The organism is Longimicrobium sp., from assembly GCF_036399255.1.
In the GTDB taxonomy this organism is placed as follows: Bacteria; Gemmatimonadota; Gemmatimonadetes; order Longimicrobiales; family Longimicrobiaceae; genus Longimicrobium.
This window is the reverse complement of sequence record NZ_DASWNM010000016.1, coordinates 61,468-88,135: the sequence shown is the minus strand read 5'-3', so window position 1 is coordinate 88,135 and position 26,668 is coordinate 61,468. Positions and strand designations below refer to the sequence as shown.

The following is a 26,668-nucleotide window of genomic DNA, read 5'->3' as shown; positions in this document are numbered from 1 at the left end:
CCGCTGTGGCCAATGGAGATACCTCTCCAGGCCAGCTGGCACCGCGCATGCCTTTCACGCCGGCGCACGCTCACCGCGTCGTGCGCAGCTCCGTTCTCCCTTCCGCCGGCCGAACCGCGATGATCCCCACTCCGGAGATGTCCGTTTCGCCCCTGGACCGTGCCCCGCGCGCGGCGGGGGGCACGCCGCCGGCGCTGGTGCAGCTGCGCACCCCTCCACGCGCCCGTGTGGTGCCCTCGCGCTTCAATGCGCGGACGGTGGGCGAAGACGGGCGGCTGATCCTGTGGAACACCTTCAGCGGCGCGGTAAGCGTGTTCAAGCCGCGCGACCGCGAGCGGGTGCTGGCCGCGCTGGCCCCTGCCGGCCTGCGGGAGCCGCTGGACCGCGTGAGCCAGTACCTGAGCCGCCGCGGCTACCTCGTGCGTGACACGGCGGGCGAGCTGGACCACTTTCGCTACCGCTTCGCCCGGCAGCACTGGCGGCAGGACGTGCTGCAGCTGATCCTGCTGGCCAGCGAGGACTGCAACTTCCGCTGCGTGTACTGCTACGAGCAGTTCCGCAACGGCACCATGGAGCCCGGCGTGCGCGAGGGCGTGCGGCGGCTGGTGGAGGCGCGCGCGCCGCGCCTGTCGCAGCTGGGGATCTCGTGGTTTGGCGGAGAGCCGCTGTACGGGTGGGAGGCGGTGGAGGAGTTGGCGCCGTTCTTCGCCCGCACCGCCCGGCGGCACGGGCTGGCCCTGTCGCACCAGATGACCACCAACGCGTACCTGCTGACCGAAGAGCGGGCCACGCGGCTGCTGGAGTGGGGGTGCGACAGCTACCAGGTCACGGTGGACGGCCTGGCCGCGGAGCACGACTGCAAGCGCGTGGGCCGCGACGGCAGCCCCACCTGGCAGACCATCATGGACAACCTGCGCGCGCTGGCCCGGCGCACCGCCGCGTTCCAGGTGGCCATCCGCGTGAACTTCGACAACGACAACCTGCTGCGCCTGGCGCCGTTCCTGGAGGCGCTGAGCGAGGACTTTGGCGGCGACCCGCGCTTCGTGCTGCGTTTTCGCCCCGTGGGCCGCTGGGGCGGAGAGAACGACGACGCGCTGGACGTGTGCGGCACCGGCGCCCGGCGCCAGGCGCTGGACGGGCTGCGCAGGCAGGGGCTGGCGGCGGGGCTGCGGGTGGAGGGCGGCATCCGCGAGATGGCGGCCATGGGATCGCAGGTGTGCTACGCCGCGCGGCCCTTCAACTTCATCGTGGGCGCCACGGGCAAGCTGATGAAGTGCACCGTGGCGCTGGACGGCATGGAAGAGAACGTGGTGGGCCGGCTGCACCCCGACGGGCGGCTGGAGCTGGCGGACGAGCGGATGGCGCGCTGGGTGAACCCGCACTTCGAGACGGACGCGCAGTGCCGCAGCTGCTACGTGCTCCCCGGCTGCCAGGGCGCCGCCTGCCCCCTGACCCGCGTGCAGAGCGGCACCCGCAGCTGCTGCGAGGTGCGCTCCGAGCTCAAGCGCGAGATGCGCTTTACCCTGGCCCAGGCGGAGCCCCGCCGCGCGGCCGAGCCCGTGGCGGCGGGCGGATGATGCGGGGACGGGTGACGGGGCAGGGGAGGGCGCCGGGCACGGCCGCGGCGCGCTCCGGCGACGAAACGCCGAAGCGCGCGGCGATGGCTCGGCGCGCGCTTCGGCGGAAGGCGGGACACCCGGTCGATGGAGGCCGCGGGTCTCTCACGCGAATCCCGCGGGATGGACGGAGACTCCCGGGTCCGTCCCGCCGGCGGGAGACGGATCTTCGTCCGGCCCCGGGATCAGCGCTCCGGCTTGAGGCGGTGGTGGCGCAGGAAGTCCATGAACTTCAGGTAGTCGTCCTGGCCCACGCCGAACACCTGCAGGGCACGCTTGTAGCTCCAGTTGCTGCGCCGCAGCCCCTCTTCGACCACGGCGCGCACCTCGCCGCGGTTCAGCTCGCGGTCCATGAAGGGCTCGTACACCAGGTCCCAGAAGGTCCCCGTGCCCCCCGTCATCCGTCCCACCAGCGACGCGGCGGCGCCGGGGGCAGCCGCGGCGGAGGGGGCACCGGCGGCCGCGGGGCGGGGCGCCACGCACTCCAGCTGGTCCTCAAAGGCGTCCGGCTCGATGACGCCGCCGCTCCCGCAGAGCGAATGGCTGGTTTCCACCACCGCCCGCAGCTCGCGCACGTTGCCGGGCCAGGCGTACACCGACAGGCACTCCAGCGCGCGCTCGGAAAAGCGGCGGTCCTGCCCGGTGTCGGCGTTCATGCGGCGCGCGTAGTAGTCCAGCATGAGCCGCCAGTCGCCGCCGCGGTCGCGCAGGGGGGGCACGTGCAGCTGCATGTAGCGCAGGCGAAAGAGCAGGTCCTCGCGAAAGCGGCCCTGCGCCACCAGCGTCCGCAGGTCGCGGTTGGTGGCGGCGATCACCCGCACGTTCACGGTGCGCACGCGCGTGTCTCCCACGGGCACCAGCTCGCCCTCGCTCAGCACGCGCAGCAGCATGGCCTGCGCGGGAAGGGTGAGCTCGCCCACCTCGTCCAGGAACACCACGCCGCCGTCCGCCTCGCTGAACACGCCGCGGTGTTCCTCGAACGCCCCCGTAAAGCTGCCGCGCTTGTGGCCGAACAGCTCGCTGGCGACGAGCTGGCTTTCGGTGTACTGGGCGCAGTTCACGCTGACGAACGGCTTTTTGGCGCGGGCGCTGAGCAGGTAGATGGCCCGGGCGAAGATCTCCTTGCCCGTCCCCGTCTCGCCGGTGATGAGCACGGGGCCGGACGCCTGCGCAAAGCGCTGCACCCGGTCCTGCAGGGCCACGATGGACTCGTGCTGCCCCACCATCACGGCCTCGCGGCGCTCGCCCCATCGCTCCAGCGACATCAGGCGCACGCGCCGGGCAAGGTCCGTTTCGTCCGCGGTGCCGCTGGGGGAGCGCTGGATCATGGAAACCGCCCTCGGAGTTGGGGGTGCCTGCGCTGTTTTCCGCCGGTACGCGCGCGGAAAAGCTATGCTGTCGGGTCCACACGGGCGATGGCGGCGGCGCCGGACAACGGACGCCGTTCCGCGAAAACGTCAGCGGGACGTGGAGAACCAGGTACGATCTTGGGGAGGAGACCGCGAGCTTGATTGATTTGCGTCCTGAAGCGTACGGTAGGATATACGCCCGCCCATCAACTGTCAACGCTACAGGCGCGCGTAGTTCGTGCCGTGTTGCTGGACCGTGCGTTCCCCCGTTTTGCGGGAGGCCGGAGTGACCGTGGCGGCGGCCCCGCGGGGCGTGGGGCGTTATCCGCTGGCGGGAACGCTGGGCCTTGCCGCGCGGCACCTGCCGGCCGCCCTGGTGCCCGCGGCCGCGCGCGATCGGGTGCTGTCGGTGGCGGGGCGCATTCCCGCGGCGCTCACCCGCGCGGCGTACCTGGAATGCCGCCTGCGCGACGGCCCGGACCCGGTGGACCTCATCTTCCGGGTGGAGCGCGAGGGCGCGGAGATCCTGGCGGGGCGGCACCCCGGGGTGGACCCGTCGCGGCTGCTGGCCTGCGGCCCCGCGTGGCGGGCCGTGGCGGACCTGTGCCGCGCCTGGCTGGACGGCGCGGACCCGGCGTGGGCGCGGGTACGGCACCTGTGGCTGGAGCTGGACCTGGACGCGCCGCCGCACCCCGGCGGCCCCGCCCTGCCGCCGCCCTCCGTCTTCGTCGCGCTGGACGACGACGCCACGGCGGCGATGGGGACGGCGGCCGTGCTGTCGCTGCTGGCGACCGTGCTGGATCCGCTGGCCCCGGGGGCGATGGAGGGCGACACCCGCGCCCGCGTGGGCGCGTTGCTGGACCGGCGTCCGGCCGGCGCGGCGGTGCCCTACGCGGGAGTGATGCTGGCGCGCCCGCGCCAGGCGGTGCGCGTGTACCTGTCGCGGGTGGCGGGCGCGTCGGTGCCGCGGCTGCTGAACGAGGCGGGGTGGCCCGAAGACCAGGGGCGCGAGGCGACGGAGGCCGTGGCCGCCATGGCCGCCGCCGGTGCGCCCGAGGTGGGGATGCTGCACCTGGACGTGCTGGAGGGCGCGCTGCTCCCGCGGCTGGGGGTGGAGTACACGCTGGACCGGCGGACGCAGATCCGCGGCCGGGTGGCCGAGCACGCCTTTCTGGACGCGCTGGCGGCGCGGGGGCTGTGCGGGCCGGAGCGGCGCGACGCGCTGCTGGCCTGGCCCGGCTACGAGCTGCTGACCCTGCGCCACGAGTTGTGGCCCAGCCTGCTGGCCCGCCGGGTAAACTGCATCAAGATGGTCCACGAGCCCGACCGCGAGCCGCAGATGAAGGCGTACCTGCTCACCTTTCACCAGCCGCACTTTGCGCGCGAGTGACCGCGCGATGGAGCCCCGGTTCTACCGGGTAGAGACGGGACGCCACGCGCGGTGGCCCGCAAGGGAAAAAGCCGAGCAACGACGCGGGGGTTCTGCGTACTTTGTCACGGCATCCGAGTTGCCCGTTGGGGGCACGGCTTTCCAATGATCTTCATCATTTGTCCCGAACAAGGACCGGCCCCATGTCTGCTCACGGAAAGAAGACGGACGACCTCCTGAAGGAGGTGCTGGAGCGCGCGGCGACGGACCGTGAGTTCCGCGCCCGCCTGCTGTCCGACCCCGTCGCCGCCATCCGCATGGCGTTCGGCGTGATCCTGCCGCACAACTATCGCATCCGTTTCATCGAGCGCCCGCGCGAGCTGGACGCGCTGATCGTGCTGCCGGAGGTGGGCGGCCGCGGCGAGCTGGACGAGGACGACCTGGAGCAGGTGGCCGGCGGCAGCGACACGGAAGTCTGCGGGGCGTGGTAGCATGAGCGTGCTCGCCCGCATCCGCGTCTTTCGCCCGGAGCCGGACCCGGCCCCCCCGTCGGTGGTGGTCGCGGCAGGGCCGGAGCTGGACGAGGACGACCTGGAGCAGGTGGTCGGCGGGCTGGAGCGCATCTACGTTCCCGGCCGCGTCGTCGCTGCGGATTGATCTGCCGCCGGACTTCCATCGCACGAACGGCGGCGCGGCCTCCTGGGCCGCGCCGGCGTTCGTTTCTATGGGATCTGCAGGCGGACCCGGCTTCTGATATGACGGGACGGCGGAGCGATCACCAGCTTCGGCAAAAGACTTGTTCACGCAGAGGGAGCAGCAGAGGAACGACTCCGCTTCCTCTGCTCCCTCTGTGTGCGACAGGTCGCTTCGCGGATTCGGCGTGAACCGTCGCTACGCGGCGCCCGCCAGCGCCCCCCGCCCGGCGAAGCCGGCGAGCACCGTTGAGGTCTGCTCGCGTAGGGAGGGGCCGGGGGTGTTCGTCCACTCGTGGTGGGCGTCCCAGGCGTCGCGCCAGAAGGAGGGATCCTCCGCCGCGACCGTCTCCACGGCCCGCAGCAGCATGCGGCACAGGTAGACTTCGTCAGGGTTCATCAGCCCCAGCCGGTTGGCCGTCATGTGCATGTGAGCCACGCCGATCGCGCGCCTGCGGCCGTCCGGCAGCCTGGCCAGCTCGGCGCGCAGGGCGCAGGCCGCCTCCGCCAGCACCGGGCGCTCGCCGGCTCGCGCCAGCGCGGAGAGCTCGTTCCGTACAAGCGCGCAGATGCCGGAGCGCCCCCGGTCGAACGCTGCGTCCGCGACCGGCAGCACCTTCGCCAGCGGGGTTCCGAACATCACGCCCGCGTAGTCCGCCAAGTGCAGCAGCTCGTCCGCGTCCGCCACGTGGCCCCATGCCTGCCGCAGCAGCAGGCGCATCTGCCCCGCCGTGCGCCGTCCCGCCGGCCCGCCCGCATCCGCCTCCATCGCCCGCAGCGTCTCCGCCGACGAAACGGAGAACAGGTCCAGCGAGTGGCCGAAGAGCGCCTCTCCACCGTACCGCTCCACCTCGAAATGCACGGGCCTGTCGTGCACCGTGTTGTCCTCGATCACCACGTCGTCGCCTTCGTCCAGCGAGGGATCGTTGGCGATGATGCCGCGGTTGCGGCGCTGGATGCGCTCCGGCGCCTCCGGCTGGGGCGAGGGGGTGCGGGCCAGGAACGCGGCGGCCTCGCCGTGCATCCTTGCCGACGCCGCGGATGCATCCGCGGCGTCCACCTGCACCCGCAGGCGCAGGTGCGCCCCGCCCAGCAGGTAGCGGACGAAGAAGAAGCGGTGCGCCAGGCCGTCCGCCAGTAGCGAGGCGGCCACGGGACGCACCCACTCCGCAAGGGCGCGGTCGCGGTCGCCTGCGTAGTGCAGGTGAACGCCCAGCCAGGCGGGCGCATTGGACGCGGCGCTCACGCCGCCGCCGGCTGGAGAAGGGTGCGATGCCATGCGTAGAGCGAAAGAGGGATGCGAAAGCGGACGAACTGGTCCAGCTGCGCCAGAACGATGTGGGCGAAGCGGCGCACGAACAGGGTGCGCTCGGACTCGAAAGGCTCCGCGGCGACGCACCGCGCCAGCGCGTCCATCCCCCGCCAGACAGCCCCGGCGCCCCCCGCGGAATCCCATAGCGGGTCGAAGACGGCCAGGTTCCCGGGCCCGATCAGGCGAGGAAGCCCCTCCACGACCGCGGGATCGCCGGCGGCGATGGGATCGCGGAGCCGCACCACCAGCGTGGACGCGTAAAAGCGCCAGAATCCCGCCGCGTCCAGCCCCGCACGCTCCATTGCGGCGGTGAGCCCGGCGGCCCAGCGCACCGCAGTGGCCGTGGTGCCGCCGCGGCGCAGCTGGTCCACCGACCAGAGCGCTTGGTCCGTCAGCAGGGCGCCCACGGTGCGCGGGTCCATCCCCGGCGTGCACCGCAGCACCTGCGCGTCATGGGGAACGTCCACCCAGCGGTACGAGTTGTTCGGCTCTACCCCGGGGAGCAGGTCCAGCGAGCACAGGTGCTTGCCGCGGCACTGGGCGTGCCGCCGCTCCAGCTCCCCAGGGTCGAGCACGCGCGTGCTGGGCGCGGTTGCGAGGTACGCATCCAGCGCGGTCCCCAGCCCGGCGCGCACCTCGGCTTCACGGTCCGCGGCGGCCTCCAGCAGCAGCACCAGGTGCGGGCCCCGCGTGTCGAATCGGTCGAACCAGAAGTGCTCGATGGCCCCGCCGCCGCGCAGCGCGTGCAGCGCCGGGCCCAGGCACTCCGTCAGGAGGCGGTTCTGCTCCGGAGCGTCCCAGAAGTAGACGTTCAGCGCGAAGGTGTGCATGGTTCCGGGTGCGGCGGCAAACGAGGACGTGATACGGAATCCGCAGAAGAACGGGCGTCACACGTAGTCAGCGGAGTTTTCTCGTCCCTGCTCCTCTGCTCTCGTGGTCCGGGGGCTGATTCGATGTGAGCGGGCGGCACGGCACGCAGGCCGGCGCGGCGCGAACAGCGTGGGCCTTCGGGAAAGGGAAGAGGTGCAATGCCCCAGGCGCCATGAGATTTTCTCGGGCACGGATGCGATCGCCGGAGGATCTCCGCGGCGCACCGGAACCTGCCGTCATAACCACCCGCTGCGCGATCATGTAAACCATCCGCCACCACCACGATCGTGCGCGGCATGATCCCGGACGCGGCTCCTGTTCCGGATTCGGCGTCAGGCGTATTCGATGACGAAGCCGGAGAGCCGGAACATGGCGCGGACGAAGCGCTCCCCTTCCCGCGGCGGCTCCTCGACGAGGCGCCCCACCAGCTCGCGGTCTTCTTCCGTGAGCGGAAGTGAGCCGTAGAAGCGCCGCAGGTCCAGCAGGCCCACCTGCGCGCCGTCGCTGAGAACGCAGAAGGGGCGGCGGCCGGCGCGCATGGCGGCCGTCGCTTCGGCGTGCTCGCGCATGTCGTCCCAGCGGCAGCGGTCGCGGGCAATGCGGGCGCGGTGCAGCTCGAACTCGAGGCAGTCGTACGCCAGCCCCATGGTCCAGCGGCGGCGGTCCACGGTCTGCACCACGGCGAGCTGCGCCCGCCCCATGCTGTCGTCCGCCTCGTCGAAGGCGCGCTGGCTGTAGAAATGGTAGCCTAGCGCGCCGTAGTACGATCGGTCCGCCGCCGAGCTGATCGAGGGGTCCACGGATCCCTTCAGCCCGTCCAGCCCTTCGCGGGCGCGCTGCAGCAGGGCGGCGCTCTCCGCGTGGGTGCCGCCGCGCTGAAGCCTCTTCACGGAGCTCCTGCACATCTCCACCAGCGGGCGCACCTGCTCGAAGTCCTCTACCCACCGCTGGCCGGCGGGTCCACTGAGGGCCACGTAGCGAAGCCAGCCCATCGAGTTTTCCGTTCCGTTCTTCATCGGGGTTGCCCTGCGGGGGAGGTGGAGCCGAACGCGGATGCGTCCGGCCCCACCCTGTCGATGATCAGTTGGAGCACTGGGAGCAGGAGCAGCACGTCCCGCACGAATCGACGAACTCGTCGGAGCGGGTCAGGCCGCCGGCCACGTCCTCGAGGGCTTCGTCCGAGAGGGGCTCGATCTCGACGTTCTGGATCTCGAGGTCGTCGTTCTGATTTTCGTTCTGCGACATGGTGGTTCTCCTTGGTGTCGGAGCCCGGAGGCTCCTGGGAAGGTGAGGCGCGACGTGCTCGCGATGATCAGTTGGAGCACTGCGAGCAGGAGCAGCACGTCCCGCACGAATCGGCGAACTCGTCGGAGCGGGTCAGGCCGCCGGCCACGTCCTCGAGGGCCTCGTCCGAGAGGGGCTCGATCTCGACGTTCTGGATCTCGAGATCGTCGTTCTGGTTCTCGTTCTGCGACATGGTGTTTCTCCTGGTTTCGAGCCCGCGGGCTCAGGGGGGGGTGAGGTGCCCGGCCGAAAGGGCGGGCAGGGTGCGCCCGGAAAGGGCGCGCGCTCGGGGCGACGCGGCCGCCGCCAGGGGCGGGCGCAGCGCGAGGGTATCCAGCAGCACCTCCACGGCCCGCGGGCGCCCGTCGGGGCCGCGGGGACACATCGCGGGGGTGGGGAGCATCTCCGAAACCCGCAGCGTCTCGTCGGGCGCCCTCGACACAGAATCGCGCAGCACGGGAAGCAGCAGGGGCGAGGTAAAATCCAGGTACTGGGGCTTCTGCACGCGCTGCAGGACGGGGTGCGGCTGCACGTCGGCGATGTACACGCGGTCCGGGATCCCCCAGTCCATGCGCGCGCGGTTCACGGCGGCGAAGGCGTGCGCGTCGGATGCGTCCATCAGCCCGCGCAGCAGGTCCACCGGGATGTTCCAGGCGCGCCGGTGCAGCACCATGTTCCCCAGGACGGTGCGGGCGATGACCGTCAGCGGACCTTCCGGCAGCACCCGGCGCGGGGGATAGACGGTGGAGAGCTCGCTGGGCCCGAAGGCGCAGAGGAACTTGGCGAGGGTGGGGAGGTAGGCCTCGAAGCCCAGCCCCAGGTTGATGGCCAGGTAGCGAACGCCCCCCGGGCCCGTAAGGCGGGGCACGCCGTCTGCCGCGCCGAACGACACCCGCAGGTCGCCCAGCCGCACCCGCCGCGCGGGGGCGATGTCGGCGTCGTCCCCGGGAAGGGTGAAGACGGCGGCCGTCTGCGGGTGGTGCACGTTGAGCGTGTCGCCGTGCACGGAGTACACGTCCAGCAGCTGCACCCGCCCGCTTTCCAGCCGCCAGGTGCCTCGGTCGGCCATGTGCGCCGTGTACGCCCGCGCGGACTCGGCGTCCATGGCGGCCGTGAAGCGGCTGCCGTAGCGGCCGGTGCCCTCGCGCAGGCGGTTGAGCATCCAGCGCGAGCCGTCCGCGGCGGCGGGCTGCAGGAGCATCATGGCCCCCCACCCGCGCGCGTCCGTGAACTCGGGTGGTGCCAGCGACAGCAGGGCCCGCAGCTCCGCCGGGTCGATGCGGTTCTCCCCCTCCTCCATCCGCCCCAGCCCCTCCAGCCCGGCCGTGACGCGCGCGCGGCCCTCGTGCAGCGCCGCCAGGGCGGGGAGCCCCCGCGGGTTCCACGTGGTGACGCCGCGGTTCCAGTCCTTCCAGTGGGACAGGTGCACCTTGAGGTACTCGTTCCACAGCGGCTGCACGGCCTGGAACACCTCCAGCACGCCCACCTGCGTGCGCCCGGGCCAGCGTTCGCGCGCCACGTCCTCGAGCGTGTGCAGGAAGTCGTGCCGGTGCTCGAAGAGCACGCTGAGCCGCGCCAGCAGCTCGCCGTTGGCCGCGGCCTCGCGGGCCGCCCCGGCCGGGACGTCGGCGATGCCGTCCCGCGCGGGACGCCCGTCGCCCGCGTGAAGGAACACGTCCTCGTACAGGCTGGAGACGCCGGGGCGGGGGGCGGGGACGGCGGCGGTGTCCAGCCCGCCGGCGGCCGCCGAGGCCGGCCCCAGCGCGGCCACCACGCGGTGAAGCTCGCGGACGGTGGACGCGGGGTCGGCGGCGTCGGCGAAGCCTTCCTCCAGCGCCACCAGCCGCTCCAGGCACTCCCGCACCGCCTCCAGGGCCGCGTCGGGGGCCAGGGTGCGCAGGTGCCGGAGAATGCGCGTTTCCAGGTGCACCTCGTGGACGGGCCAGGGCATGCGCAGCAGCAGCACGCCGGCGTCCAGCAGCCGGTCCACCTGCCCGCGAACGGCCTCCGGGTCCGCCTCCGGCCGCTCGGCGGCAAGGGTGCCGACCAGCGCGCCGTAGGTGAGGCCGTCGCCGGACAGGAGCCGGGCCAGGCGCTCCACCAGCGCCCCGCGCAGCGACACGGCACCCAGGGCGTCGCGCTGGTAGCGCAGCGTGCCGGTCTCCGGGCTGGGCACCCAGCGGTGGGGGCGCAGGTAGTGAAAGCGACCGGGCTCCGTCTCGGCCAGCGAGTCGTTCAGCGCCATGCGCAGTCCGTCGCGGAAGGCCGCGTGGCGGCAGAGCAGGTCCGACAGGCGGTGCAGCAGGAAGCGCTTGACGCGCACCAGCGAGCGGGGCCGCCACGGCGCGCCGCGCAGCCGGATCCCGCGTCCGCCGCGGCGCAGCGTGCCGATGCCGATCTGCGTGAAGGTGGAGAAGGGCGACACCTTGCCGGCCGCACGGGTCACGTAGCGCAGCAGCGCCTGCTCGGCCTTGTGCTCGCGGCGCCCCGAGGCGGCCGGGGGTAGCGCGCGCAGGGCGCGGACGGCGTCCAGCAGGTCGGGGCTGGCCAGCGCCAGCCCCCGGACGAACTCGGCGTCTTCCAGCGGCGCGCGCAGGGCCAGGCGCTGGCGCTCCAGCTCGGCGGCGTAGTCGGCCTCGAAGCGCGCGTCCCACGCCCGCGCCTCGCCGTCCAGCGCGACGGCTGCGTCCCCCGCCTCGCCGGCGGCGGCGCGCAGGGCGGGCCAGCGCCCGTCCCCCGCGCGGGGGTGCAGGGGGCGTTCGTTGTGGCAGTCGCGGCGCACGGCCAGCAGAAAGCGGCGCAGCTCCGGCTCCGCGCCGGGGACGGCCGCGTGCAGCCGGTCCGCCAGCTCCGCGCGAGCGGCGTCCAGCCGCGCCTGCAGCGCGGCGCGCTCCGCGATGCCGGCGCACAACCTGGAGCCAAAGGCGTCCAGCGTGTCCAGGGGAAGGCCGGCGATGCGCACCAGCAGCGGCTCGCCCCCCCGCGCCCGGAACCAGGGGGACGGCTCAGGCATGTGCCGCCGCCAGCGCCGGCGCCACCTCGCCGGCCGTCCGTTCCGCCGTTTCCACCGCCCGCCCGACAAGGTGGTACAGGAAGGCCTCGTTCATCATGTCGAGGCCGGCCTGGTTGGCGACGCCGTGGAGTGCCTTGAATACCAGGGGAAAGGCGCGCTGCTCCGTGTGCGGGTCCAGGCTGGGCTCCGCGCGCAGCGCCTCGCTCCAGGCGCTCAGCTCCGCGACGGCGTGGCGCCAGCGGGCGTCGGTGCCGTTGCCGGCGGGGGCGGGGGACGAACCCCACTGCGCCGCCGCCGTGCGGGCCAGCTGCTGCACCGTCGCCTCGACCCGCGTGACCTGCCGGTCGAACCCGCCCCGGACGTGCGCCTCTCCCGCCTCGTCCGCGGCGTTGAAGCGCACCAGCCAGTCGCGGTGGTAGGCCAGGTACTCCGCGCGCTCCGTGGCGCCGAACCCCGCCGCGCACAGGGCGGCGAACAGCGCGCGCAGTACCGCCCGCTGGCGCCCCGCGCCGGGAATGCGTCCCTCCGCGTCGAGCGAGGTGGACTCCAGCACCAGCGCGCCGCCGCCCGCCAGGCAGGCGGTCATCCGCGACACGTAGCCATCGTCGCGCAGCAGGGCCTTGGGTCCCAGGGAGACGTGGCTGCGGCGGTACCGGGTCCACAGCAGCGAGCGGTCGGGGTAATCTTCCGAGGCCTCGTCGTCGATGTCGATGGGCGGGCTGCCCGCGCGGGTGAAGCGCGCCTCGTCCAGGTCCGCGAGGGGAAGGGCGGCGAACAGCGCCTCCGCCGCCTCCGCCAGCGCCCGCCGCGCGTCGTCCGCGCGCTCAGGCGGCCCGTGCACGCGTACCTTCAGGTGGTCGCCGTTCAGGGCGTACCGCACCCACCACACGCCCCAGTCCGCGTCCGGGTGCTCCGCCCGCAGGCGCGCCAGGGCCGGGGCGACGGCCTGGTGGACCACGGTGTCCAGGCGGCGGTTGCAGAAGATGCTGGCGGTGAGGATGGGATCGGGTGCGTACATGGGGGCGAGCTACTCCATCATGAGACAGGAGGGGAGCGCGCCGGGGCGCGCCAGCCGCAGCAGCGTACATCCAATGCCGGAAACGCCGCGAAAGAGCGAGAGGGTGCGCGGGGGCGTCTCGGCCACAAAGCCGAAGCCGTCGTCGCGGGGGGCGCGCTTCAGGGCGCGGCGGACGATGCCGCGGGCGGTGTGGACGAGCGCCGGCTCGCCCAGGGAGAGGCCCGCGGAGAGCAGCAGGTCCGCGCGGCCCAGGTTGCCGCAGCACAGGTCGTCTACGGGCGTGTCGGGGTGTGCGGCGGTGACGTCGAGGGCCGTCCGCATCTCTGCCTGCACCTCGGCGCCGCCGCCGAGCGCCGCCGCCTCCAGCCGTGTGAGCGCGATGCCGGGCGCGCCGGTGCACCAGGACTGCGTCTCGAGGAACCGGCCGAAGCGCGCATGCCACCAGTCGCGCCGGACGGGGTCGTACAGCTCTCGTTCGTACGCAAAGCCTTCCAGCGCCGCGTCGCGCAGGCGCGGGTCGCCGGTGCGTGCGTGCAGGCGCAGCAGCGCGCAGCCAATGCCCGCCGGCCCATGCGCAAAGCCCGGCCGCGGCGACCCGCCACCCGCCGGCCAGGCGCGCGCCCCGCCGAACGAGGCACGCCGCTCCAGGAGGTGCGCCCCGCACTCGGCGGCGATCTGCAGCGGGGTGCGCCCGTCGGCGTTGGGCCCGGGGCGGACGGCGTGCAGCGCAAGGAGAGCCAGGATGGCACCGGCGGCGCCGTGCAGCACGTCCAGCCGCGCGTCGCCGCGGACGTGCGCGGGGGTCAGCAGCCGCGTGGCTTCGTGCGCCTCGTCCAGCAGCGCCGGCTCCCCGGTCCACTCCGCCAGGCGCACCCGCACGTAGATGAAGGCGCCGATCCCCACGAAGCCGCCGACGGGGAGCGCGGGCGGGACCGATCCCGGCTGTGCCGCCAGCCCCGCGTAGGTGCGGCGTCCAGCGGCCAGGGCACCCAGCACCAGTTCCCGGTGCGCGTCCGTCCCTTCCACGTGGTCCAGCGCCGCGAGAAAAAGTGCCACGCCGCCGCTGCCGCCGAAGAGGTACGGGTCCATCGGCGCCGGAGCGCCGCCGGGCGCGGCCGGCTCCTGCATCCACACCACGGCGCCGCCGCGGGTGCGCACGGCCCGGCCGCGGACGTACGCCGCGATGGACCGCGCCCGCTCCAGAAAGAGCGCCGCGTCGTCATCGGCCGGTGGAGCCCCGCCCGGGACGGGCAGATCCAGCAGCGCAGCGCCGGAACCGGAATTCGTGAGCACCAGGCGGGGAGAGAGGGAAAGCGAGGGCAGGACCGGGAGGACGGTCGATCCGTCGCCGGAGTAGCACATATTTTTCCCGACATTTAGCAACAGGTATGCCCCATCCCAAGCTTGTTGCAACCTGATGCAGTAAAGACACATAGCTGTTTTACCCCGGGACAGACACTCACTTTCCGCGCTACTCCTCTATCATTCTGGCGCCCTGCCTCTATCGGATAGGGCTCGCCTGCCGCGAGGCCGGGGAGAGGGTGCGGGGGAGCGGCGACTCGCTCCGGCCGTTTGCGCGCGGGGGCGCGGACGCCGCATCTTTGCCGCCCACAGCCGGGCGGGTGGGAGAGCCCGGACGGTTTCATTCGTACTCTCGTGCTTCCATGACCGAGTACATCGTGTTCGCGGGGACGGCAAACCCGGCGCTGGCGGCGGCGGTGACGGAGGCGCTGGGGGCGGTGCCGGGCTCGTGCAGCGTGGAGCGCTTTCCCGACGGGGAGACCAGCGTAAAGGTGCTGGAGTCGGTGCGCGGCAAGGACGTGTACCTGCTGCAGCCCACCTGCCCGCCGGTAAACGACAACGTGATGGAGCTGCTGGTGTTCGCGGACGCCTGCCGGCGGGCGGCGGCGGGGCGCATTCACGCGGTGCTTCCCTACTACGGCTACGCGCGCTCGGACAAGCGCCACGGCCGGCGCGAGTCCATTACCGCCAGCATGGTGGCGCTGCTGATGCGCACGGCCGGCATCGACCACGTGGTCACGCTGGACCTGCACACGGACCAGGTGGAGGGCTTTTTTCCCGGCCCCTTCGACACCCTGACGGCGGTCCCCACGCTGTGCGCGGCCATGCGCCCGGAGCTCCCGGTGGACGCGGTGGTGGTCTCGCCGGACGCGGGGCGGGTAAAGCTGGCGACGGAGTACGCGACGCGGCTGGACCTGCCGCTGGCGGTTCTGCACAAGCGGCGGGAGAGCGGCACGCGCACGCAGGTGACGCACCTGGTGGGCGAGGTGGAGGGGCGCACCTGCCTGATCATCGACGACATGATCTCTACCGGGGGAACGCTGGTGGAGAGCGTGTCGGCGCTGCGGGACGCGGGGGCGGCGGCGTTCACGGTGAGCGCCACGCACGGGCTGCTGCTGCGCAACGCGGTGGAGCGCCTGGCGGATGCCGGCGTGGAGCGGCTGTTCGTCACGGACAGCATTCCGCCGCGCGAGGACCCGCGGGGGATCGTGCGGGTGGTGTCGGTGGCACCGCTGCTGGCGCACGCGCTGCGGCAGCTGGTGCAGGACCGCTCGCTGCAGGAGCTGTTCTGAGCCCAGCCGGCACCGGGAGCCCGGCTGTTGTGCCGTGCTGCCGGCCGGCGTGCTGGTGAAGGCAGCCCTGCGGTGTGTATGAGAAATTTTTTGAGGAGGGCTGCGGGAGCGAGTGAACTCGCCGCAACAACCGCGGAAAGCCCCGCAAACTGCGCGGGGCTTCAACTGCATGGAGCAGAACCGCCGCTTCCGAGAGTGTTGCTGAACTCCTCACCGCATCGACCTCCGAAACAGGAACTGTCATTCCGAGGCCCGGCCACGCTGTAACCGGACGTCACGCCGCGGGTTGCAGGGCCGACGAATCTGCTGTCGGCTGGCGCGAGGGCCGGACGCGGCAGCCCTCGCGATCACCTCGGCGGCGAAACAGCCAGACAGGGCCAGTCCGGGGCATGGCGGCAGGCCACGAGGAAACGGACAGTAGATTCCTCGGTCGCGCACCAGGTTCGGTGGGCCGCGCCGGGTGCCGGGTGGGCGCTCCGTCGGAATGACAGATCGGGGTGGGGCAGGGTTTCCTTCCGGGAGGCGCCGCTCCGCGAGCTGCTCGTATGATGTGCTTTGGCGTCGACTGAAGGATCTCGCTGGCAGAGCCGAGGGCGGATTCTCGGCACAGGGCCTGCCCCAGGGGCTGGCAGCGCCTGATCCGCCGGTCCCCCCGGATATGCATCGAAGGACGTAGGCCTCTGCATCACCCTTCCATCCGCACCTTCTGCAGTCCTGATCCATCCGTGCGCTCCGGGCGCAGATCCACGCGACACCTGATGCGCGTATCTGGTGAAGCCAGCCTCGCCGCCGACGCCCGTCGTAGAGAGCGCCGGCGGACCGCGTGCACGGCGGGGCTGGCGTGCTTCCCGAAAGTGGGGCAACAGACGCGATCGGGTGGTCCGTGGGCGGTCTGCGGGGCGCTCCGGATGGACGAGGCCGATCGACCTCCACGGAAGCCGTCCGTAGAGTCAGCGATCCCGGAAACGCGTGGGAGGATGCGAGGAGAAACGCCTGATTCTGCTGCGAGGAAAGGCTTCGTAATGGGGTGGAGAGGCGAACGGGCAGAAACCGGTTCGAAGAGGCGCGGGAAACGGGGTTCTCCGTCCCATCCTACCCATCCACAAGGACATCGGGGTGCCGCAGGTTTATCCCGGGACGTAACGAGGCCGTAAACACCGGGCGCAAGGTGCTACGCGGAATTGCATCAGCCTTGACCAAGCTTTCACGTGAGGCTACTGTAAATAACTGCCGCGCAAGCGGTTTGCACTCCTCGTAGCGTCTTTTGCGCCTGCCCCCCTCCTTCTGGGCCTGTCCAGGTGATCGTTTTCGTCTTTTTGGTCGCGATCGCATGCGCTCTGCTGGTGACGCCCGCCGTGGTGCGGGTGGTGACCAGCCGGGGCGTGTACGGCCACGTGCGCGCCGGGACGGACCCGGACGCGCCGCGGGTGCCGCGGCTGGGCGGCGTGGCCGTGTGCCTGGCCACCACCGCCGCGCTGGCCGCCGCTACGGTGATCCCCGGCGGCATGCACCCCGAGGGAACGCCGCCGGACGCGTTCCTGCTGGGTGTGCTGCTGGCGGGATGGATCATCTTTGGCGCCGGGCTGCTGGACGACCTGTACGACCTGCGGCCCACCACCAAGCTGCTGGCCCAGTGCCTGGCCGCCGTGGTGGCGTACGGCGTGGGATTCCGCATCGAGGAAGTGTCGTTCGGCGGCGTGTCGCTGCAGGTGGGAGTGCTGTCGCTGGCGCTCACGCTGCTGTGGATCGTGGCCGTGGTGAACGCCTTCAACCTCATCGACGGGCTGGACGGCCTGGCCACGGGGATCGGGCTGGTGGCGCTGGGCAGCACCTTCGTGGTCGCGTGGATGCTGGGCAACACCGAGGTCGCGATCGTCTGCGCCGCGCTGGGCGGCGCGCTGCTGGGCTTTCTGCGCTACAACTTTCGCCCCGCGCGCATCTTTCTGGGCGACTCGGGAAGCCAGTTCGTGGGCTTCATGGTGGCCGTGCTCTCCGTCCATGGATCCACCAAGAGCGCCACGGCCGTCCTGGCCGCCGTGCCGCTGCTGGTGCTGGCGCTTCCCCTGCTGGACACGCTGCTTTCCATCCTGCGCCGCTGGCTGCGCGGCAAGCCCGTCTTTGGCGCCGACGAGCACCACCTGCACCACCGGCTGATGGCCGTGGGGCTTACGCACGTGCGCGCCGTGGTGCTGCTGTACGTGCTGGCGGCGGCGCTGGCGGTGCTGGGCGTGGTGCTGGCGTTCGGCCCGCCGGCCACGGTGACCGCCACGGCGCTGGGCGGCGCGGCCGTCACGATCGCGCTGCTGCTGTTCGCCATCAAGCGCCTGGGCTACCACGAGTTCGTGGAGGCGGGCGCCGTGGTGACGTCGGGGATGCGCCGGGTGCGGCAGAGCATCCGCGACCAGATCCACGCCCGCGACGTGGCCCAGGTGCTGGCCCGCGCCGAGTCGCTGGTGCACCTGCAGGCCATCCTGCAGGACAACGCCGGCGCCCTGGGGCTGCTGTACGCCACGGTGTGCCGCGAGTCGTCCGCGGAGGGCTCGCGGTCGCAGCTGCCGGCGGAGGTGGCGGCGCGGGCGTGGAAGCTGGACTGGCCGGTGGAGATGGATTCCACGGACCCCTGCATCCTGCGCCTGTGGGCCGACGCGCCCGACGACCTGGGGATGCTGACGGCGGACCGCACGGCCCGCGTGCTGGCGGCGGCGGTGCGCGACTGGATGGCCGGCCCTCCGGCCAAACCGAGGGCGCACACCGACCCCCATACCGCGCCCCACGGGGTCGCCACCCCGTCCGGCGCCTCCGCGGCGGCGTGAGCATCCCGCCGCCCGATCCACCTTTGGTCCCCCACTTCCCGCGCCCCGGCGCGCCCGACGAGGCGCCGGGGCGTTCCGCGCGCCCGCCGCTTTCCGTCGCCTACCTGAGCGCGTCGGGGGCGCTGGGCGGGGCGGAGCGCGCGCTGCTGGACCTGCTGGCCGGGCTGCGCGCGGCGGAGCCGGGGTGGCGTCTCTCGGTGGTCGCGCCGGAGGACGGGCCCCTGCTGGACGCGGTGCGGGCGCTGGGCGCGGAGGCGCGGACGCTGGCCTTTCCGCCGGCGCTGGCGGCGCTGGGGGACGCGGGCGCGTCGGGCGGGGACGGCGCGCTGCGGCTGGCGGCGGGGATGCTGCGCGCGGCGCCGGGGACGGCGCGCTACCTGGGGCGGCTGCGGGCGCTGCTGGCGGAGATGCGGCCGGACGTGGTGCACACCAACGGGCTCAAGCTGCACCTGCTGGGCGCGCGGGCGGTGCCGGCCGGGGCGCGGGTGGTGTGGCACCTGCACGACTTCGTCTCCACCCGCCGCGCCATGGCGGGGCTGCTGCGGCGCGCGGCCGGCGGCGTCTCGGGGGTGATCGCCGTCTCGCGCGCGGTGGCCGAGGACGCGGCGCCGGTGGTGGGTGCCACGGTGCCGGTGTGGACGGTGTACAACGCGGTGGACCTGGACCGCTTCCGTCTCATCGGCCCGGTGGCGGAGCTGGACGCGATGGCGGGGCTCCCCGCGGCGCCGCCGGGGACGCTGCGGGTGGGGCTGGTGGCCACGATGGGGCGGTGGAAGGGGCACGGCGTGTTCCTGCGCGCCATCGCCGCGCTGCCGCGGGAGCTGTCCCTGCGCGCCTACGTGGTGGGCGGCGGCATCTACCGCACCGCGGGGAGCGAGGTGCGCCAGGACGACCTGCGGCGGATGGCGGCGGAGCTGGGGATCGCGGACCGCGTGGGCTTTACCGGCTTCGCGGACGACGCGGGGGCGGCGATGCGCGCGCTGGACGTGGTGGTGCACGCCAGCACCCAGCCGGAGCCGTTCGGGCTGGTGATCGCGGAGGCCATGGCGTGCGGGCGCGCGGTGGTCGCCAGCGCGGCCGGCGGGGCGGGGGAGATCGTGACCCCCGGCCACGACGCGCTGGCCGTGGCGCCGGGGGACGTGGAGGGGCTGGCGGACGCCATCCGCCGGCTGGCGCAGGACCCCGTGCTGCGCGACCGGCTGGGCCGCGCCGGCCGCGAGACCGCCGTCCGCCGCTTCGACCGCGCCCGCCTCGCCGCCGAGGTCGCGCCGCTGTACCGCACGCTGGTCGCGCCGCGCTGAGCCGGGCTGGAACGCTTCGGCCAGCGGTACCGTGATGCCTGCGCGGGCCTGTCCGGCGGGGCGGGGACCTGCCTGGATGCGACTTCCATGTCGAGGGCGTTCAGCAGCCGCTCCAGCCGCTCCTGGCTGAATCCGTCGATGCGCGCGTTCATGATCGCGGACACGTCGGGCTGGCTGATGCCGAGCAGCGCAGCCGCGCGGAGCTGCGTCAGCCCCCGCCGGCGGATCTCGCGGGTAATCGCGGAAGCGAGGTCCACCCGCGCCCGCTCGTTGGGAGCGTCGGGGATGCCGAGGATCTCGAACAGCTCATCGTCCACCGCTCGCACGGTTTCGATTTCTTTCTTCATCGCTTGATTTCATCGTCGTCGCCGTTCCGATCCGCTGGCCGGGTTCCGTGGACGTGGAGGGGATTCGCGGGTGCCATCCGCCAGTTCGCCCTGGATACTGCTCTTCTCGTGCAACGGCGGACTGCGGCGCTCAGAGCGCGACGGCCCCTTCGATCGTCTCATCGAGGTCCACGTCGAGCCCGCCGGTTACGGTGAGGAGGCGCTGACGCAGGTCCTCGGGCATGGTGCGGAGCCGGTCCGGGTGCGCGGCGACGTCGTGCTCCAGCAGCCGCAGGAAGGGAAGCAGGGCCGGATCCTGCTCCGCTTCGCTTTCCGTCGCGCGGCGAGCGATCACATGGGTACCGCGGATTTCCCACCCCAGGTCGTCTTCCCCGGGCCGAATGCCAGGTGCTTTGCGCACCCGGCTCGGAAGCGTCGTTCGGGATCTGCGGTCAACGCGGCTGCGGCGCACGAACGCCTCCGGGGCGGGATGAGAGAAGCGGGCCGTATGATAATGCAGAATGCATTGGCACCGTCAACGGCTGATCTGCGGCGCCGCCCCTGTCGTGGCTCGCTTCCGTGAGCGCGGGATGGTATTCTTCGCTGTCCTGCGCCCTCATCCGTTTCGCCCGCGTCTCCTTCGTTGACCATCCTCCTTCTCACGGACCGCATCACCCGTCACACGCTCGTCCGCGACCAGGTCTCCGGATGACCCTTCGCGCGCTGCACGTGTACCCCGGCAACCTGTACGGCGGGGTGGAGCGGATGCTGGCCACCTTCGCCGCGCTCCAGGGCCAGGCGCCGGGGCTCAAGCAGCGGTTCGCGCTGTGCTTCGAAGGGCGGCTGGCCGAGGAGGTTCGCGCCTCGCGCGCGCCGCTGGACCTGCTGGGGCCGGTGCGCGTCAGCAGGCCGTGGACGGTGGCGCGGGCGCGGCGCCGGCTGGCGGAGGTGCTGGCCGAAGCGCCGCCGGACGTGGTGATCTGCCATTCGTCTTGGGCGCACGGATTGTTCGGAGACGTGGCGCGCAAGGCCGGGATCCCGCTGGTCTTCTGGCTGCACGACGCGGTGACGGGACGGACGTGGGCGGACCGCGCGGCAAAGCGGGCGCGGCCGGACCTGGCCATCTGCACCAGCCGGTTCGCGCAGGGAACGCTGCGCCGGCTGTGGGCGGAGGTGCCGGCGGAGGTGGTGTATCCCCCCGTTCCGCGGACGGAGCCGGGCGCGGTGGACCGGACCGTGCTGCGGACGAAGCTGGAAACGCCGGCGGAGGACGTGGTGATCCTGCAGGCCAGCCGCATGGAGCCCTGGAAGGGGCACCGCCTGCTGATCGAAGGGCTCGCCGGGATCCGCGACGTGGGCGGATGGACCTGCTGGATTGCGGGGGGGGCGCAGCGGGCGCACGAGGAGGCGCACCTGGCCGAGATGTACGCGCTGGCACAGCAGCGGGGCGTGGCGCATCGCATCCGCTTCCTGGGCCAGCGCGACGACGTGCCGGCGCTGATGGCGGCCGCCGACGTGCTCTGCCAGCCCAACCTGGGCCCGGAGCCCTTCGGCATCGCGTTCGTGGAGGGGATGCACGCCGGCCTCCCCGTCGTGGCGACGGCCATTGGCGGGGCGCGGGAGATCGTGGACCCGGCGTGCGGAATCCTGGTATCGCCCGAGGCGCCGGTCGCGCTGGCGGACGCGCTGCGGCGGCTGATCGCGCGCCCGCTGCTGCGCGAGCGGCTGGGCGCGGCGGGCCCGGCGCACGCCCGCGCCCTGTGCGACCCCCATCAGCAGGCCGCGCGGCTGCGCGACGTGCTGGCCACCGTGACCCGGTCCACCCCCGGATGACCGATCCCGCATCGACGGAAGAGCGCGCCCGCCGCAGCCTGGGCAGCAGCGGCGACCCCATCTACCGCATGGTGGAGCGGGCCGTGCGCGCGCGCCATCCCGGCGGCGGCACCCTGGTGGACGTGGGGTGCGGATCGGGCCTGCTGTGGCCGTTCGTGCGCGCCCACTTCGGTCGCTACGTGGGCGTGGACGTGGTTCGCTACGACGGCTTTCCCGCGGAGGGCGAGTTCATCGCGCTGGACCTGGACCGCGGCGACGCGCCGCTGCCGGACGGGGTGGCGGACGTGGCGGCGGGGGTGGAGACCATCGAGCACCTGGAGAACCCGCGCGCCTTCGTGCGGATGCTGACGCGGCTGGCCCGGCCGGGGGGGTGGATCGTCGTCACCACGCCCAACCAGCACAGCCTGCTCAGCAAGACGCGCTTCGTGCTGCGCGGCGAGCACGCGGCGTTCACCGACTCGTCGTATCCCGCGCACCTGACCGCGCTGCTGGAGGTGGACCTGCGGCGGATGGCGGCGGAGTGCGGGCTGGTGGAGGTGGCGGTGGAGTACAGTGGGCGCGGGCGGGTGCCCTCCACCGGGTCGCACTGGCCGGCGGCGCTCTCCCGCGCCTTTCCGCGCGCCCTTTCCGACAACCTGCTGCTGATGGGACGCAAGCCGCATGGATGACGCCCTGCGCCCCGCGCCCGCGTGGTTCCGCGCCGCGCGCGCGGCCATCCGCCGCCTGCCGGCGGGCCGCTTTCGCGCCTTCAACCTGCTGGCCGCCACGGCGCCGCCCCCCTTCGCCGACCGGCTGGGGCCCCAGGCGGGACACCTGGCGTACCGCTGCGACCTGCGCGACATGATCGCGCGGGAGATGTGCCTGACCGGCGGCTACGCGCCGCTGGAGGCCGCGCTGGTCCGCGCCGTGCTTCCCGCGGGGGGTACGTTCGTGGACGTGGGCGCCAACATCGGCTTCTTTACGCTGCTCGCCGCGGCGCGGGTGGGCCCGGCGGGGCGGGTGGTGGCGCTGGAGCCGCACCCGGAGATCGCGGCGGTGCTTCGCGGCAACGTGGCGATGAACGCGCTCCCCCACGTCCAGGTGATGGAGGTGGCGGCGGCGGACGCGCCGGGCACGGCCATGCTGGCCGGCTTCGAGGGGGGCAACTGGGGCGTGTCGACCATCGCGCACGGCTCGGCGGAGGGCGCCCCGGCGTTCCCCGTGCGCTGCGCCCGGCTGGACGCGGTGCTGGACGAGGCCGGGGTGCAGGCCGTGGACCTGGTGAAGGTGGACGTGGAGGGCGCGGAGCCGCGGGTGCTGCGGGGGATGGGCGACGGCCTGCGGGCCGGACGCTACCGCCGCGTCATGGTGGAGCTGCACCCGTGGGAGTGGGCCGACGCACAGGCGCAGTTCGGCGAGATGGCGGAGCAGATGCGCACGGCGGGATACCGGGGCTGGCTGGTGGAGGAGAGCGCGGAGGCGGCGCGGCGCGCGTACTACGGCGCGCACGCCGCCCCCGCACTGCGCCCGCTGGGCGCGGACGTGCTGCAGGGCGCCTGGCCGCACGTGCTGTGGACGCTTCCCGGGATGGAGCCGGCGTGAACACCGCCGCGCATCCGCTTCCCTACGCGGCGCCGTACGGCCGCCCGCCGGCCCGCCCGCGCCGCGGGTTTCCGTGGGTGCCCGCGTTCATCGTCTTTCAGCTCGTCTGCCAGCTGGCGCTCATCAGCGGCAGCATTGGCGGGGCGCGGGTGGTGGTGCGCATGGCGGCGTTCGGGGCCAGCCTGGCGCTGCTGCTGGCGCTGCGCGGGCGCGGCTCCGCCCACCCGGCGGCGGGGCCGGCGGTGCTGGCGCTGGCGGTGCTGGGCATCTGCGTCTTTCACCCCGAGACGCGCGGGGTCACGGCGGGCGCGGCGCAGGTGGGGCTGTACGCGGCCGTGCTGGGCCCGCTGTTCTGGGTGCCGCGGCTTTCCAGCATCGACCTGCGGATGCTGCGGCGCGCGGTGCTCATCCTGTGGGGCTTCCACACGCTCAGCGCCGGGCTGGGAGTGATGCAGGTGTACCGTCCCGGCACCTTTCAGCCGCCCGTCTCGGCCATCGTCGAGAGCAAGGGCAAGGGCTACATCGAGTCGCTCAAGATCACCACCGCCACCGGCCAGCGCGTCTTTCGCCCCATGGGGCTGACGGACGTGCCCGGGGGCGCGGCCATCAGCGGGCTGTACGCGGTGCTGCTGGGGGTGGGCTTCTTTCTCACGCGGCGCACGCCGTTCGCCATGACGGCGTCGCTGGCCAGCATCGGGCTGGGCGTGGCCTGCCTGTACCTGTCGCAGGTGCGCGCGCTGGTGGTGATGACGGGGATCAGCCTGATCGCCGTAGCGGGCATCCTGGTGTGGCGGCGCGACGTGCGGCGGCTTTCCACGCTGGTGACGGGGCTGGCGGTGATGGTGCTGGCCGGCTACTTCGCCGCGCGCGACATGGCGGGCGCCGACGTGTCGCGGCGGATGGGAACGCTGATCCGCAACCGCCCCGGGCAGGTGTACTACGACAACCGCGGCCGCTTCCTGGAAGACGCCCTCTTCAAGACCCTTCCCAACGCCCCGTTCGGCGAGGGGCTGGGGCACTGGGGGATGACGGCCACCTACTTTGGCGGGGGCGCGCCCACCAAGAACGTGTGGGTGGAGATCCAGTGGGCGGGGTGGATCGTGGACGGCGGCGCGCCGCTGCTGCTGACGTACCTGCTGGCGCTGGGCGTCACCCTGCTGGCCGCGTGGCGCATCGCCCGGGCGCGGCCGCCGTCGCCCCAGGCGCACGACCTGCCGTTCTGGGCCGCCATCGTGCTGGCGTACAGCGTGGGTGCCACGGCGCTCACCTTTTCGTATCCCATCTTCCTCTCCCAGTCGGGGATGGAGTTCTGGCTGCTGAACGCCACCCTCTTCGCCGCGGCCCGGCACGCACGGCTGGCGGCGGCCCCGCGTCCCGCGCCCCCGTGAGGCCCTGGGTGATCGTGGCCGGCGACTTCGTGCGCACCGGGGGGATGGACGCGGCCAACCACGCGCTGGCCTCCTGGCTGGCCCGGCGGGGGACCGAGACGCACTTGGTGGCGCACCGCGTGGCGGACGACCTGGCGGCGCTGCCGGGCGTCCACGTGCACGCCGTTCCGCGCCCGCTGGGGTCGCACACGCTGGGATTTCCCCTGCTGGACCGCTGGGGCCGGGGCGTCGCGAGGATGCTGGCGGGGCGCGACCCGGTGGTGGTGGCCAACGGGGGCAACTGCCGCGCGGGAAACGTGGCCTGGCTGCACTACGTCCACGCCGCCTACGCGCCGGAGGTCCGGGGGCAGCCGGTGCGGCGGATGATGGCCATCGCCGCGCGCCGCAAGGCGCTGCGCGACGAGCGGGCGGTGGCGCGGCGGGCGCGCGTCGTCATCTCCAACTCCGGCGTGACCAACCGCCACGCGACCGATCTGCTGGGCGCGGATCCGAAGTCTGCCCACTTTGTCTACTACGGCGCGGACGCGGAGCGCTTTCGCCCCCCGTCCGCGGCGGAGCGGGTGGAGGCGCGGCGGGCGCTGGGGTGGAACGACGCGCGCCCCGCCGTCTGCTTCGTCGGCGCGCTGGGGGACCGGCGCAAGGGGTTCGACACGCTGTTCGCGGCGTGGGCGCGGCTCTGCGCGGAACCGGCGTGGGACGCGCGGCTGGTGGTGGCGGGCGCGGGCGGGGAGCTGGAGGCGTGGCGCCGCCGCGCGGCGGAGGCGGGGCTGGGGGATCGCATCGCCTTCCTGGGCTTTCGATCGGACGTGCGGCAGGTGCTGTGGGCGTCCGACGCGCTCGCCGCCCCCACCCGCTACGAGGCGTACGGGCTCGCCGTGCAGGAGGCGGTCTGCTGCGGGCTTCCGGCTCTCGTCAGCGAGCGCGCCGGCGTGGCGGAGCGCATCCGCGGCCCCTTGCGGAACCTGCTGATCCCCGATCCGGACGATGCGGTGGATCTGGCGGAGCGGCTGCGCACGTGGAGGGGATCGATGGAGGCGCATCGCACGGCCGCGCTGGCGCTTTCGGACGCGCTGCGGGCGCGTACCTGGGACGACATGGCGGCCGAGATGAGGGCGATCATCCTCCGCGAGGAGGGGGCGTGACGGAGGGAGCGCACGCCGGCTTCGTGCCCACGGGCGCGTGCTGGATCTGCGGCGCGGGCGGGCTGGCGCCGGTGACGCGCGCCATCTTCGAGTTCAGCGCCTACGCGGAGCAGGACCCGGAGCTGTCTCGCTACACCGGCGCATCCATCGACCTCGTGCGCTGCCCCGCGTGCGGGTTCGCGCAGCCGGCGGGGCTGCCGGCGCTGCCGGACTACTTCGGGCGGATGTACGACCAGCGCTGGTCCGCCGGGTGGATGGAGTCGGAGTTCCGCTCGCCCACCAAGGACCTCATCTTTCGCCAGGTGCTGCGCGGCCTGGCCGCCCGCGTGCCGGCGGAGCGGCGGACGCTGCTGGACCTGGGCGCGCACGTGGGCAAGCTCATCCACCTGGCCGCGCAGGCGGGGTGGGAGGCGGAGGGCGTGGAGCTGAACCCGCGCACCTCCGCCTACGCCGCCCGCGCCACCGGCCTTCCCGTGCACCGCGCCGACCTGCGCGACCTGCAGGCCGAGGGGCGCCGCTACGGCGCGGTGACGCTGATCGACGTGCTGGAGCACATCCCCGAGCCCGTGGGCGCGCTGCGCGGGGTGCTGGGCGTGCTGGAGCCGGGCGGATGGATCGCGGTCAAGGTGCCGCACGGCCCTGCCCAGCTGCTCAAGGAGCGCATCCGCGGCCGCCTGTTCCGCGGCTACCGGCCCACCGTGGCGGACAACCTGGTGCACGTGTCGCACTTCACCGCGCGCGCCCTGCGGACCGCGCTGGAGCGTGCCGGCTTCGCGGACGTCGCCGTGCACGCCGCCGCGCCCGAGATCCCGGACGGCGGCGCCGGCCCGCGCCGCGCCGCGCGCATCGCCTTCCTCCGGGGCACCGCCGCCGCCGCCCGCGCGCTCCCCGGCGGCGCGCGCTCGCCGCTGGCGATGAACCTCCAGGCGTACGCGCGGCGGCCGGCGGGATAACCGGCTCGGCGGCACGGAGCCGTGCTGCGCCCGCCGGCGCCCCCACCGGGCTCGCAAGACTCGCCCACCTCCCCCAAAACTGCTGGGGGAGGTTGGGGGTGGGGCTGGGAAGGCGGCTCGGCGAAAAGGATGGAACTGGCGTCCGCAGGGGTGCCCCTCCCCCGGCCCCTCCCCGCTCGTTCCTCGCGGAGAGGGGTGATGCGCACGACAGGCT

At 73.3% G+C, this 26,668-nt stretch carries 23 protein-coding genes and 1 pseudogene; 13 read left to right on the top strand and 11 right to left on the bottom strand.

All coding sequences use genetic code 11. The features are described from left to right. Positions 1 to 119: 119 nt before the first annotated feature. On the top strand, positions 120 to 1,577 hold the full coding sequence (locus VGC13_RS01485) for a radical SAM/SPASM domain-containing protein (RefSeq protein WP_331123417.1): 1,458 nt from the start codon (positions 120 to 122) through the stop codon (positions 1,575 to 1,577). Positions 1,578 to 1,801: 224 nt separating this feature from the next. Here the strand turns inward: VGC13_RS01485 and VGC13_RS01480 are convergent, their stop codons facing one another. Then, positions 1,802 to 2,944, bottom strand: a complete 1,143-nt coding sequence (locus VGC13_RS01480; protein ID WP_331123416.1) for a sigma 54-interacting transcriptional regulator — start codon at positions 2,942 to 2,944, stop codon at positions 1,802 to 1,804. A gap of 307 nt (positions 2,945 to 3,251) precedes the next feature. Here VGC13_RS01480 and VGC13_RS01475 point away from each other — a divergent pair, with 307 nt between their 5' ends. The 3 genes from VGC13_RS01475 (at position 3,252) to VGC13_RS01465 (ending at position 4,991) form a co-directional block, all read left to right on the top strand. After that, positions 3,252 to 4,355 (top strand): hypothetical protein, encoded by a 1,104-nt coding sequence (locus VGC13_RS01475; protein WP_331123415.1) that lies wholly within the window; start codon positions 3,252 to 3,254, stop codon positions 4,353 to 4,355. Between the two features lie 182 nt (positions 4,356 to 4,537). Beyond that, positions 4,538 to 4,825, top strand: a complete 288-nt coding sequence (locus tag VGC13_RS01470) for a hypothetical protein (protein WP_331123414.1) — start codon at positions 4,538 to 4,540, stop codon at positions 4,823 to 4,825. A gap of 1 nt (position 4,826) precedes the next feature. After that, on the top strand, positions 4,827 to 4,991 hold the full coding sequence (locus VGC13_RS01465) for a hypothetical protein (protein ID WP_331123413.1): 165 nt from the start codon (positions 4,827 to 4,829) through the stop codon (positions 4,989 to 4,991). A gap of 234 nt (positions 4,992 to 5,225) precedes the next feature. Here the strand turns inward: VGC13_RS01465 and VGC13_RS01460 are convergent, their stop codons facing one another. From VGC13_RS01460 to VGC13_RS01425, 8 genes are all read right to left on the bottom strand, one after another. Further along, a complete protein-coding gene (locus VGC13_RS01460) occupies positions 5,226 to 6,272 on the bottom strand; it encodes a lantibiotic dehydratase C-terminal domain-containing protein (RefSeq protein WP_331123412.1) in 1,047 nt (348 codons plus the stop codon). Further along, positions 6,269 to 7,168: a lantibiotic dehydratase C-terminal domain-containing protein gene (locus VGC13_RS01455; RefSeq protein WP_331123411.1), complete on the bottom strand. Its 900-nt coding sequence runs from the start codon at positions 7,166 to 7,168 to the stop codon at positions 6,269 to 6,271. The genes VGC13_RS01460 and VGC13_RS01455 overlap by 4 nt, the downstream gene beginning before the upstream one ends. A 372-nt stretch (positions 7,169 to 7,540) precedes the next feature. Then, on the bottom strand, positions 7,541 to 8,224 hold the full coding sequence (locus tag VGC13_RS01450) for a hypothetical protein (RefSeq protein ID WP_331123410.1): 684 nt from the start codon (positions 8,222 to 8,224) through the stop codon (positions 7,541 to 7,543). A 64-nt stretch (positions 8,225 to 8,288) separates the two neighbouring features. Beyond that, positions 8,289 to 8,453, bottom strand: coding sequence for a hypothetical protein (locus VGC13_RS01445; protein ID WP_331123409.1), 165 nt, complete (start codon positions 8,451 to 8,453; stop codon positions 8,289 to 8,291). A 67-nt stretch (positions 8,454 to 8,520) separates the two neighbouring features. Continuing rightward, entirely contained in the window at positions 8,521 to 8,685 is a 165-nt protein-coding gene (locus VGC13_RS01440) for a hypothetical protein (RefSeq protein WP_331123408.1), read from the bottom strand. Between the two features lie 30 nt (positions 8,686 to 8,715). Continuing rightward, a complete protein-coding gene (locus VGC13_RS01435) occupies positions 8,716 to 11,505 on the bottom strand; it encodes a lantibiotic dehydratase (protein WP_331123407.1) in 2,790 nt (929 codons plus the stop codon). Continuing rightward, positions 11,498 to 12,523, bottom strand: a complete 1,026-nt coding sequence (locus VGC13_RS01430; RefSeq protein ID WP_331123406.1) for a lantibiotic dehydratase C-terminal domain-containing protein — start codon at positions 12,521 to 12,523, stop codon at positions 11,498 to 11,500. Before VGC13_RS01430 ends, VGC13_RS01435 begins: the two co-directional genes overlap by 8 nt. 9 nt (positions 12,524 to 12,532) lie before the next feature. Continuing rightward, positions 12,533 to 13,816 carry a lanthionine synthetase LanC family protein gene (locus VGC13_RS01425; protein WP_331123405.1) on the bottom strand — a complete coding sequence of 428 codons (1,284 nt, stop codon included), beginning with the start codon at positions 13,814 to 13,816 and terminating at the stop codon, positions 12,533 to 12,535. Positions 13,817 to 14,187: 371 nt separating this feature from the next. Between VGC13_RS01425 and VGC13_RS01420 the strand changes: the two genes are divergently transcribed. The 3 genes from VGC13_RS01420 to VGC13_RS01410 all read left to right on the top strand — a co-directional run bounded on the left by VGC13_RS01420 (position 14,188) and on the right by VGC13_RS01410 (position 19,231). After that, positions 14,188 to 15,117, top strand: coding sequence for a ribose-phosphate pyrophosphokinase (locus VGC13_RS01420; RefSeq protein WP_331123404.1), 930 nt, complete (start codon positions 14,188 to 14,190; stop codon positions 15,115 to 15,117). A 1,298-nt stretch (positions 15,118 to 16,415) separates the two neighbouring features. Then, a complete protein-coding gene (locus VGC13_RS01415) occupies positions 16,416 to 17,930 on the top strand; it encodes an MraY family glycosyltransferase (RefSeq protein WP_331123403.1) in 1,515 nt (504 codons plus the stop codon). A 23-nt stretch (positions 17,931 to 17,953) separates the two neighbouring features. Then, a complete protein-coding gene (locus VGC13_RS01410; protein ID WP_331123402.1) occupies positions 17,954 to 19,231 on the top strand; it encodes a glycosyltransferase family 4 protein in 1,278 nt (425 codons plus the stop codon). Positions 19,232 to 19,314: 83 nt separating this feature from the next. Here the strand turns inward: VGC13_RS01410 and VGC13_RS33595 are convergent. Beyond that, positions 19,315 to 19,578, bottom strand: a pseudogene (locus VGC13_RS33595) (helix-turn-helix domain-containing protein); the annotation flags it as partial. A 130-nt stretch (positions 19,579 to 19,708) separates the two neighbouring features. Continuing rightward, positions 19,709 to 20,029: a type II toxin-antitoxin system PrlF family antitoxin gene (locus tag VGC13_RS01405; protein WP_331123401.1), complete on the bottom strand. Its 321-nt coding sequence runs from the start codon at positions 20,027 to 20,029 to the stop codon at positions 19,709 to 19,711. 236 nt (positions 20,030 to 20,265) lie between these two features. Between VGC13_RS01405 and VGC13_RS01400 the strand changes: the two genes are divergently transcribed. From VGC13_RS01400 to VGC13_RS01375, 6 genes are read left to right on the top strand one after another with little or no spacing between them, the layout of a single operon-like run. Continuing rightward, a complete protein-coding gene (locus tag VGC13_RS01400) occupies positions 20,266 to 21,390 on the top strand; it encodes a glycosyltransferase family 4 protein (RefSeq protein WP_331123400.1) in 1,125 nt (374 codons plus the stop codon). Continuing rightward, positions 21,387 to 22,058, top strand: coding sequence for a class I SAM-dependent methyltransferase (locus VGC13_RS01395; protein WP_331123399.1), 672 nt, complete (start codon positions 21,387 to 21,389; stop codon positions 22,056 to 22,058). Before VGC13_RS01400 ends, VGC13_RS01395 begins: the two co-directional genes overlap by 4 nt. After that, the gene (locus VGC13_RS01390; RefSeq protein WP_331123398.1) at positions 22,051 to 22,971 is read left to right on the top strand and encodes an FkbM family methyltransferase; all 921 of its coding nucleotides are present in this window, start codon (positions 22,051 to 22,053) and stop codon (positions 22,969 to 22,971) included. The genes VGC13_RS01395 and VGC13_RS01390 overlap by 8 nt, the downstream gene beginning before the upstream one ends. Continuing rightward, positions 22,968 to 24,359 (top strand): hypothetical protein, encoded by a 1,392-nt coding sequence (locus VGC13_RS01385; RefSeq protein WP_331123397.1) that lies wholly within the window; start codon positions 22,968 to 22,970, stop codon positions 24,357 to 24,359. The genes VGC13_RS01390 and VGC13_RS01385 overlap by 4 nt, the downstream gene beginning before the upstream one ends. Further along, positions 24,356 to 25,501 (top strand): glycosyltransferase family 4 protein, encoded by a 1,146-nt coding sequence (locus VGC13_RS01380; protein ID WP_331123396.1) that lies wholly within the window; start codon positions 24,356 to 24,358, stop codon positions 25,499 to 25,501. Before VGC13_RS01385 ends, VGC13_RS01380 begins: the two co-directional genes overlap by 4 nt. Next, positions 25,498 to 26,454 carry a class I SAM-dependent methyltransferase gene (locus VGC13_RS01375; protein ID WP_331123395.1) on the top strand — a complete coding sequence of 319 codons (957 nt, stop codon included), beginning with the start codon at positions 25,498 to 25,500 and terminating at the stop codon, positions 26,452 to 26,454. The genes VGC13_RS01380 and VGC13_RS01375 overlap by 4 nt, the downstream gene beginning before the upstream one ends. Positions 26,455 to 26,668 lie beyond the last annotated feature (214 nt).